At 71.7% G+C, this 7944-nt stretch carries 11 protein-coding genes; all 11 read right to left on the bottom strand.

Features of this window, described 5'->3' with window-relative positions; translation table 11 throughout:
- Positions 1–123 precede the first annotated feature (123 nt).
- A complete protein-coding gene (locus ACFPZ3_RS22570; protein WP_379516179.1) occupies positions 124–351 on the bottom strand; it encodes a hypothetical protein in 228 nt (75 codons plus the stop codon).
- A gap of 152 nt (positions 352–503) precedes the next feature.
- Positions 504–788: a gas vesicle protein K gene (locus ACFPZ3_RS22565; protein ID WP_379516178.1), complete on the bottom strand. Its 285-nt coding sequence runs from the start codon at positions 786–788 to the stop codon at positions 504–506.
- Positions 788–988 (bottom strand): gas vesicle protein, encoded by a 201-nt coding sequence (locus tag ACFPZ3_RS22560; RefSeq protein WP_379516177.1) that lies wholly within the window; start codon positions 986–988, stop codon positions 788–790. Before ACFPZ3_RS22560 ends, ACFPZ3_RS22565 begins: the two co-directional genes overlap by 1 nt.
- Positions 985–1851, bottom strand: a complete 867-nt coding sequence (locus ACFPZ3_RS22555; RefSeq protein ID WP_379516176.1) for a GvpL/GvpF family gas vesicle protein — start codon at positions 1849–1851, stop codon at positions 985–987. Before ACFPZ3_RS22555 ends, ACFPZ3_RS22560 begins: the two co-directional genes overlap by 4 nt.
- Positions 1844–2182, bottom strand: a complete 339-nt coding sequence (locus ACFPZ3_RS22550) for a gas vesicle protein (protein WP_379516175.1) — start codon at positions 2180–2182, stop codon at positions 1844–1846. Before ACFPZ3_RS22550 ends, ACFPZ3_RS22555 begins: the two co-directional genes overlap by 8 nt.
- A gap of 1 nt (position 2183) precedes the next feature.
- Positions 2184–2468, bottom strand: a complete 285-nt coding sequence (gene gvpO, locus ACFPZ3_RS22545) for a gas vesicle protein GvpO (RefSeq protein ID WP_379516174.1) — start codon at positions 2466–2468, stop codon at positions 2184–2186.
- The gene (locus tag ACFPZ3_RS22540; RefSeq protein WP_379516173.1) at positions 2465–2698 is read right to left on the bottom strand and encodes a gas vesicle protein GvpG; all 234 of its coding nucleotides are present in this window, start codon (positions 2696–2698) and stop codon (positions 2465–2467) included. Before ACFPZ3_RS22540 ends, gvpO begins: the two co-directional genes overlap by 4 nt.
- A 9-nt stretch (positions 2699–2707) precedes the next feature.
- A complete protein-coding gene (locus ACFPZ3_RS22535) occupies positions 2708–3511 on the bottom strand; it encodes a GvpL/GvpF family gas vesicle protein (RefSeq protein WP_379516172.1) in 804 nt (267 codons plus the stop codon).
- Positions 3512–3516: 5 nt separating this feature from the next.
- The gene (gvpJ, locus tag ACFPZ3_RS70315; RefSeq protein ID WP_465263564.1) at positions 3517–3978 is read right to left on the bottom strand and encodes a gas vesicle protein GvpJ; all 462 of its coding nucleotides are present in this window, start codon (positions 3976–3978) and stop codon (positions 3517–3519) included.
- A 140-nt stretch (positions 3979–4118) separates the two neighbouring features.
- Positions 4119–5123, bottom strand: a complete 1005-nt coding sequence (locus ACFPZ3_RS22525) for a LacI family DNA-binding transcriptional regulator (protein ID WP_379516171.1) — start codon at positions 5121–5123, stop codon at positions 4119–4121.
- Entirely contained in the window at positions 5120–7891 is a 2772-nt protein-coding gene (locus ACFPZ3_RS22520) for a glycoside hydrolase family 3 C-terminal domain-containing protein (RefSeq protein WP_379516170.1), read from the bottom strand. Before ACFPZ3_RS22520 ends, ACFPZ3_RS22525 begins: the two co-directional genes overlap by 4 nt.
- Between the last annotated feature and the right edge of the window lie 53 nt (positions 7892–7944).

Below are 7944 nucleotides of genomic sequence, written 5' to 3'. Positions count from 1 at the left end.
CGCCGCCGAGCCCGTGGTGCCTCGCGGGCTCGGCGGGCTGATGACCTGGCTCCTCACCGGACCCCTCCCGGCCGCGCCGGTCGTCCTGCCGTGGCATCTGGCAGGCGGTCAGGAACCGAAGGACTAGAAGCGCATGGCCCAGACCGTGCCGCGGGTGATGGTCTCCTTGAAGGTGGCGGAGGCGCGGCCGGTCATGACGGTGTCCAGGGGGCTGTCGTCCTGGCGGGTGAACTGGGTGACGCCGTCGTGGCGGCCCAGGCTGATGTTCTGCCAGACGTACCGGAATCTGGCCTTGCGCGGGTCGCGGCCGGTCAGCAGGTCCGCCACGGCCCCGCCCACGGACACGCCCATGGGGAGGCTCGTCTGGCAGCAGGCCATCCGGGCCGACCTTGGCGACCGGGGCGTGCTCGCGTACCGAGACGCCCATCCGCGCGAACGCCCGGTGCAGGTGACGGCGGGCCCGCTCGGACACCACCCGTCCGATGCTAGGCGAGCACCCCTCCTCAGCTCGCGGGCAGGAGGGTGCCCAGGGGACCGAGGTCCAGGTTGAGGTCCTCGGGGGCGAGGTCGAAGCGGTCGCACAGGTCGGCCATGGCCTCCTCCAGGCGCATCAGGGTGACGCCGAGCACCTCGACCTGCTCGTCCGTCAGGCTGCCCTGCTCCATGCGGCGCACGCACTGACGCTCGACGAGCTGGCGTACCAGCTCGACCAGGGTGAGGACGAGCTTGGTCAGGTCGCGCTCGACCGTCTCCGAGTCGGCGGCGATGCGCCAGCGGGGCGTCTCCATCACAGTGTCCCTTCGAGCTCGTCCGCGGACACGATCAGGGTGCGCAGCGAGATGTGCACGAGGTCGATGTCGGCGATGGACAGCACCAGGTCGCCGGTCACCACGACGCCCCCGCTCAGCAGCCGGTCCAGGAGGTCCACGAGGGCCACGCGCTCGGGTGGCAGCCGCTCGTACGCCTCCGCCAGCACCTCCCCTCTCACGCCGGCTCCATGACCGTGAACGAGTAGGGCGCCCAGGGGCCCGTCACCCTGATCTCCACGCCGTCGCCGCCGAGGGTGTCCGCCAGGGCGGCGAACTCGGCGGCGCGGGCCTCGTCCACCAGGTACGCGCCGTTCAGCAACATCCAGTCCTGACGGCCCGACAGGCGCGAGTCCTGGGCGCGGTGCCGCCGGCCCGCGGCGGCGATCTCGGACAGGGCGCGGTGAATGTGCTCGGCGCGGTTGAGCGCCTGCCTGCGCGCGTGCTCCCGCCCGCGCAGACTGGCCCGGCGTCTGTGCAGGTACGCGGTCCCCGGACGGCCTTCGCGCGCCTTGGCCTGGCACGCGTGCCCCTCACCCCGGCCCGCGCCCGCCTCGGCCTGGCACGCGTGCCCCTCACTCTGGGCCGTACCCGGCTGCCCCTCGCCCGCTTCCGGTCGGCCGGCGGGTCCCTCGTCGGCCGCGCCGACTCCGCCGCCCGGTTTCGTGTACGCCTTGACGCCCCACTCCCGACGGCCCGTGACCTGCGCCAGCAGCTCCTGGAAGTCATCCCCCCGGCGCTCCAGCAGGTCCACCACCTGCCCGTCGTCCTCGTACACCGTGACGAGCCGCACCGGAGCGGTCGTCGTGACCGCCGCGACCGCGTCCACGACCCGGTGGTGGGCGCGGGCGGTCTCCGCCAGCCAGTCGAGGTCCTCCAGCGAGCGCCGCAGCGGCTCCTCGCCGAACTGCTCCAGCGGCACCGTGCTCACGTACGCCACGAGCCCGTCACGCACGATCGTCCGCACGGCAGTGCCCACCACGCCGGGCGGACAGCCGGGCAGCGGGTCGCGCGCGACCGCGTACAGGTAAGTGCCCTCAGTCACCGACTTCCTCCCGTCCCTCGACGGCGGACAGGCGGCGGCGCAGGCGGCGGTTCTCCTCCACCAGCTCCCGGTCCCGCCCCGACAACCACGGGTCGTGCTCCCACCAGTCGATGCCCAGCTCCCTGGCGGTGTCCACGGAGGCGATCAGCAGGCGCAGCTTGATCGTGAGGAGCTCGATGTCGAGCAGGTTCACCCGGATGTCCCCGGCGATCACCACTCCCCTGTCGAGCACCCGCTCCAGGATGTCGCCGAGGTTGGCCGGTTCCCGGTGGGCGGGGCCCGAGCCGTATGAGGGGCGGGCCACGGGACCGGACGACGCTATCCTGTCCATCTCACAACGCCTCGCCGTAGTCGGCGTTGGACCGCCGGAATCTTCGTACCCTCCGATAGGACAACAGGCTGCCCTCCTTGTCGATCTCGGCCTGGTAGATGGCGAGCATGTCGCCCGAGGAGGGGATGCGGCGGTCCTCGACGACTTCGACGTTGACCGTCCAGCCGCCGTCCGTGGGCGCGACCGAGGTGACTCCCTCGGCCTCCTTCATGGTCAGGTCGGCGATGTGGCGCAGGCCGATGCCGCCGGCCGACGCGGCGGTCAGCTCCTCCTGCCGGGTGGTCACCGGCTCACTCTCCGGGTCGCCTCCTGGAGGACCTGTTCGACGGCCTGCCGCTCCTCTTCCTCGGTGATCTGGCCGGACTCCCTGGCCTCCTGAATGGCTTCCAGACGCCGGCGTACGGCGGCGGGGTCGTGCAACTCCCGATCGGCCTGCTCCTGAATCAGCTCGGCGAGCCGGATCACCCCGCGAACCGGCGCCAGCGGCAATGTGAGGATCGCGCTCACCAGACCCATGAGTCATCCTTACGCCTGCGCGGTGACGAAGTCGTAGGGCGCGAGCGGCCCGAGCAGCCGCAGGTCCACGCGGCCCTCCCAGCGCTCGCCGAACTCACGCAGCGCCCGCTCCAAAGACTTCTGCTCGCGGGTCTCGGCGAGCAGGGCCACGTGTACGGCGTCCTGCTCGTGCGTCGGCTCCCTGAGGACCGCCTGGGAGTAGTGCCCGGTCAGGGCGTCGAGGAGCAGCCGGGTGTCCATGTCGCGCTTGGCCTCGATCGAGACCGTGATGATCTCGCCGAGCCTGATGCGCTCGTTCCTGCTGGCGTCCTCGGACGTGCCGCGGATGGCCTGGCGCAGGCTCTCGGCCTCCGGGCTCTCCGCGAGGATCTCGGCGAGGATGGGGCCTTCGACGTAGCGGCCCTTGATGACGTACTCGGCGTGGCCCTTGACCTCGTCCAGTGCGGCGAGGAAGTCGTCGTGGTGCGGTGTGAGCAGCTCTTCCACGACGGCGTCGGGATCGGACATCACCGCCCCGAACCGGAAGGGCAACACCGGCCCCTTGGCGGCCATGGCGTCGAGCAGCCCTTCGTGCGCCAGGAAGTCGCCCGGCCGGCCCAGCGGCTGGTCCACGTTGACGTCGCTGACGAGGGCCGCGATCTCGTCCTGCTTGACGAGCTTGACCTTGCCCGCGGGATCGCCGAGTCCGCGCTGGTCAGAGGAGAGTTTGGCGTCCGAGAGCACGATGCCGTAGACGTAGGAGCCGATGTTCTGGCGCTGGCGGCTGGCCTGCTTGGGCACGGAGGTTCCGGAGACCTTCGTAGAGCGTCCCATGATCCTTACCCTTCCTCTCGCTTCGCCCTCAGCTTCTTCTTCGGCGGCCCCCTGTGCTCCCGCTCCACGGTGACCTCCGGATCCGCCGCCTCGGCCGCCGGGTCCGGCTTGGACTCGGCGAGTTCGCGCAGCGAGTCGCCCGCCTGCTCCACGACGCCCTGGATCACGTCCTTGGTCTTGTCGGCGCCGGGCGCGCCCTTGGCCTGCGCGATGACGTCGGGCAGGCCCTTCTCGCTCTGGTTCATGTCCAGCCTGTTCGCGGCCTCCGCGAAGCGCAGGTAGGTGTCGACGCTGGCCACGACGACGCGCGCGTCGATGGTCAGGACTTCGATGCCGACGAGCGACACCCTGACGTAGGCGTCGATCACGAGGCCCTTGTCGAGGATGGTGTCGATGACGTCGGCCAGGCCCGTGGGGCCGTGCCCGCCCATCTGACCGGGCGCTGCCGGTTGCACAGACGTACTCATGTGATTCCCCCCTTGCGTTCGCCAGCCTGCCCGGCGAATGCGACAAGGAACCCCATACAGCTAAAAATCCGACAGCCTTGACATACTCTGCGCTTACGCTCGATTACCTTCCGCAAAATTAGCGCGGCGGAGTGTTTGTCTCAGGAGCTGGCCCGGACGGCCAGGAGGGGCGTCAGGAGGGTGGAGTGAGGCACCGTACGGCCCTCCAGCTTGTCCATGACCAGCCGCACCGCCTCCCTGCCCACCTCCTCGGCCGGGATCAGCACCGAGGTGAGCGGCGGGCCGGCCCGCTCGGCCACGTCGTCCGGGCAGATCGCCACCACGGCCACGTCGTGCGGCACCCGCCGGTCGAGCTGGCGCAGCGCGGCCAGCACGTGACTCACGGCGGCCTCGTTGTGCACGACCAGCCCGGACAGGCCGGGTCGGTCGAGGAGGAGGTCGCGGACGGTCTCGTACACCTCGTCGAACGTCTCCTCGCACGGCAGCGCGACACCCTTGAGCCCATGGGTGTCCAGCGCCTCCACGAAGCCCTCCCGGGTTCGGGTGGCGAAGCCGGTGCCCCGGTCGTACACCACCGAGGGAGCCCCGAGCAGCGCGATCTCCTCGTGCCCGCGCTCGCTCAGGTGCTCCACGCAGCGCGCGCCCGCGGCGGCGAAGTCGAGATCGACGCAGGTCAGCCCGGCGGGCTCGGCGGGGAAGCCGATCAGGACGCTCGGCTCGGGCAGCTCCCGCAGCAGCGGCACCCTGCGGTCGTCCAGCTCCACGTCCATGAGGACCAGCGCGTCCACCAGGGCGCTCGCGGCCACCCGGCGGATGCCGGCGGTGCCCTCGTCCGCGGTCAGCAGCAGCACGTCGTGGTCGAAGCGGCGGGCGGCCGTGACGACGGCGCTGGCGAAGCGCATCAGCACGGGCACGTGCATGCCCGCCCGCAGCGGCAGCACCAGCGCGATCACGTTGGAGCGCTTGCTGGCCAGGGCGCGGGCGCCGGCGTTGGGGTGGTAGCCGAGCGCGCTGACGCTGTCGAGCACCCGCCGCCTGGTGTCGGCCGAGATCGTCCGCTTGCCGCTGAGCACGTACGAGACGGTGCTCACGGCGACGCCCGCGTGCTTGGCGACCTGGGCGATCGTGACCGTGCGCCCGCTCAAGCCCCTGCTCCGAAGTCGATCCCGGCCAGGGTCACACCCTCGTTCTCGAAGACCACATAGAGATCGTGCACCCCGTCGGCGCCGTCGAGCGAGGCGGGGATGGAGTGGTAGCCGTACCGGTCGGTTCTGGGCACGGGGAACGTGGCCAGCGCGGGCCCGTAGAGCGGGTCGCCGCGGCGGATGGTGATCATGCCGCCTTCCGCGCCGCCGGCCTCGGCCACGCAGGCCACGCCGCCGGTCAGGTCCACCTGGCGGAACAGGATCCAGGCCCCCTCCGCGTCGGAGCGCACGGCGTCGCCGTCCACCCTGGTCTCGTCCACGAACGTGATCGCGTCGTACTCGTCGTGGTCGGCCGCGCGCAGCAGCCCCGACTGAGGCGGGACGGTCTCGCCCTCGACCTCGAAGCGGGCGCTCAGCCGCAGGTCGGTGGCGCTGCGGCCGACCATGAGCTGGTGCGGGGCGCTCTCCACGACGAACCTGCTCCTGGTGACGTCCCAGAAGGCCAGCTCGGCGACGGGCAGCCGGAGCGCGACCGTACGGCTCTCGCCGGGCTCCAGGCGCACCTTCTCGAACCCGCGCAGGCGGCGCAGCGGCTGCTTGACGCGGGAGCGTTGCTGGTGGGTGTAGAACTGCACGACCTCGACGCCGGGGCGATCACCGGTGTTCGTGATCGTGACCCGCGCCTGCAGCTCCCCGTCGATCAGCGCCCCGCGCAGGTCGGCGTAGTCGAACGTGGTGTAGCTGAGGCCGTGGCCGAAGGGGTGGAGGGGGACGCCGCGGAAATACTGGTAGGTGGCGTCGGAGGCGATGATGTCGTAGTCGAGGAGGTCGGGCAGCTCCTGCTCGGAGCGGTACCACGTCTGGGTGAGGCGGCCCTCCGGGTCGGCGTCGCCGAACAACACCTCGGCCAGGGCGTGGCCGTACTCCTGGCCGCCGTGCGCCGACCAGAGCACCGCGGGCAGCTCGCCCTCGGTCCAGGTGAGCGGGTAGCCGCTGGTGATGACCATGACCGTGCGGGGGTTCGCCCTGCGCACGGCGCGCACCACGGCGTCCTGGGCGGGGGCCAGGGCCAGGGTCATGCGGTCCTCGGTCTCGCGGCCGTTGACCAGGGGATGGTCGCCGACCACCACGACCGCCACGTCCACCTCGGCGGCCAGCCTGGCGGCCTCGTCGGTGCCGCTCCTGACCACGTCCATGGCCAGCCACACGGCCTGGTCGGCGTCGTCCACCAGGCGCAGCACGCCGTCGTCGCCCGCGCCGACGTAGCAGCCGGTCGAGACGTGGCGCAGGGCGAGCGTGCCGCGCGGGCGCTCCTCCATGCGGAACGTCTGGCGCACCTCCCACCCGTTCGGCCCCGGCTGGTCGTTGACCAGGGTGAGGCCGTCCACCGACAGGAAGCGGCCGGTGGTCAGGGAGCGCAGCGCGTACGCGCCGCCGCCCCAGTCGAACAGGTCGAACAGCCCCGGCTCCGCGGCGCCGACGGTCAGCGGCCCGCCCGCCGGATCGGCGGTGACGGGGCCCGCGTCGGCGGTCAGCGTGACCCGGTCCACCGCCTCGCAGAACTCGGTCACGCACCGCTCGGCCAGCCCGGCGCGGGCGGTGACGGCGTAGGGCAGGGTGCCGCTGTACCAGTCCTCCATGAGCGCGTCGCCGAGCTGCCCGATCACCGCGATCCTGCTCACGTCGCGGAGCGGCAGCAGGCCGTCGTTGTCCAGCAGCACGAACGAGCGCCGCGCCGCCTCCCTGGCCAGCGCCTGGTGCTCGGGGCAGTTGACCACGTTGTCGTTGATGTCGTCGTACGGCGTCGCCGGGTCGAACTCCCCCAGCCTGAACCGGATCGACAACGCGTGCCGTACGGCCGTCTCCACGTCCTCCTCGGCCAGCAGCCCCTGGGCGAGGGCGGCACGCAGGTGGCCCAGCGTGGCCTCGGAGCGGTCGTCGTCCTGGGTGAAGCTGTCGAGCCCGGCCTTGACCGCGTGCGCGTACGCCTCGGGCAGGGTGTCGTGGTAGCCCTGCAGCGCGGTGAGGTTGCCCGGCGCGTACGCGTCGCTGACCACCAGCAGGTCGTCGGGCGCCCAGGCCCGCAACACCTGCCCGATCAGCGGGCTGAGGTGCGCGGGCCGCCCGTTGACCAGGTTGTACGACGGCATCACGGCCACCGCCACGCCCTCCTCGATGGGCCCGCGGAAGGCCGGCAGCTCGTACTCGTGCAACACCCGCGGCGGCAGGTTGCTGGAGGTCGTGCACCGCTCGGTCTCGTTGTTGTAGGCCAGGAAGTGCTTGAGCGTCGGAGCCGTCTTGAGGATTTCGGGAGCGCTCCCACGAAGTCCGCGCGAATAGGCCGTGGCCATGACGGAGGTCAACCACGGGTCCTCCGAGTACCCCTCCTCGTTCCGCCCCCACCTGGGGTCGCGCAGCGGGTTGACCACGGGCGCCCACACGTTGAGCCCCGCCCCGGCCGGGTCCTTGTGGTGGAAGGCCAGCACCTCGTCGCTGGTGGCCTCGCCGACCCTGCGCACGAGGTCGCAGTCCCACGTCGAGGCCAGCCCGACGGCCTGCGGGAACACGGTGGCCGGGCCCAGCCAGGCCAGGCCGTGCAGCGCCTCGGTGCCCGTGCGGAACGCGCCGACGCCCAGGCGCTCGACCGGCGCCTGGTACTGGTGCAGCAGGCCCACCTTCTCGTCGAGGGTGAGCCTGCCGATCAGGTCGTCGATCCGGTCGCGAAGGGGGGCGGCTGGGTCGCGGAAGGGGGGTTGTTGCATGATCATCCCTCTGAGAGTGTCGAAGCGCTTCGACGACCGGCCTGGGGAAGTTACGCGGA

The sequence above is a fragment of the Nonomuraea insulae genome (assembly GCF_042656245.1).
This window is presented reverse-complemented; position numbering and strand designations above follow the sequence as displayed.

Excerpts from the sequence above, each read along its gene's own strand:
- ACFPZ3_RS22570 (WP_379516179.1), bottom strand. The coding sequence starts at position 351 with ATGGGCGTGTCCGTGGGCGGGGCCGTGGCGGACCTGCTGACCGGCCGC.
- ACFPZ3_RS22565 (WP_379516178.1), bottom strand. The coding sequence starts at position 788 with ATGGAGACGCCCCGCTGGCGCATCGCCGCCGACTCGGAGACGGTCGAG.
- ACFPZ3_RS22550 (WP_379516175.1), bottom strand. The coding sequence starts at position 2,182 with ATGGACAGGATAGCGTCGTCCGGTCCCGTGGCCCGCCCCTCATACGGC.
- ACFPZ3_RS22540 (WP_379516173.1), bottom strand. The coding sequence starts at position 2,698 with ATGGGTCTGGTGAGCGCGATCCTCACATTGCCGCTGGCGCCGGTTCGC.
- ACFPZ3_RS22535 (WP_379516172.1), bottom strand. The coding sequence starts at position 3,511 with ATGGGACGCTCTACGAAGGTCTCCGGAACCTCCGTGCCCAAGCAGGCC.
- gvpJ (WP_465263564.1), bottom strand. The coding sequence starts at position 3,978 with ATGAGTACGTCTGTGCAACCGGCAGCGCCCGGTCAGATGGGCGGGCAC.
- ACFPZ3_RS22520 (WP_379516170.1), bottom strand. The coding sequence starts at position 7,891 with ATGATCATGCAACAACCCCCCTTCCGCGACCCAGCCGCCCCCCTTCGC.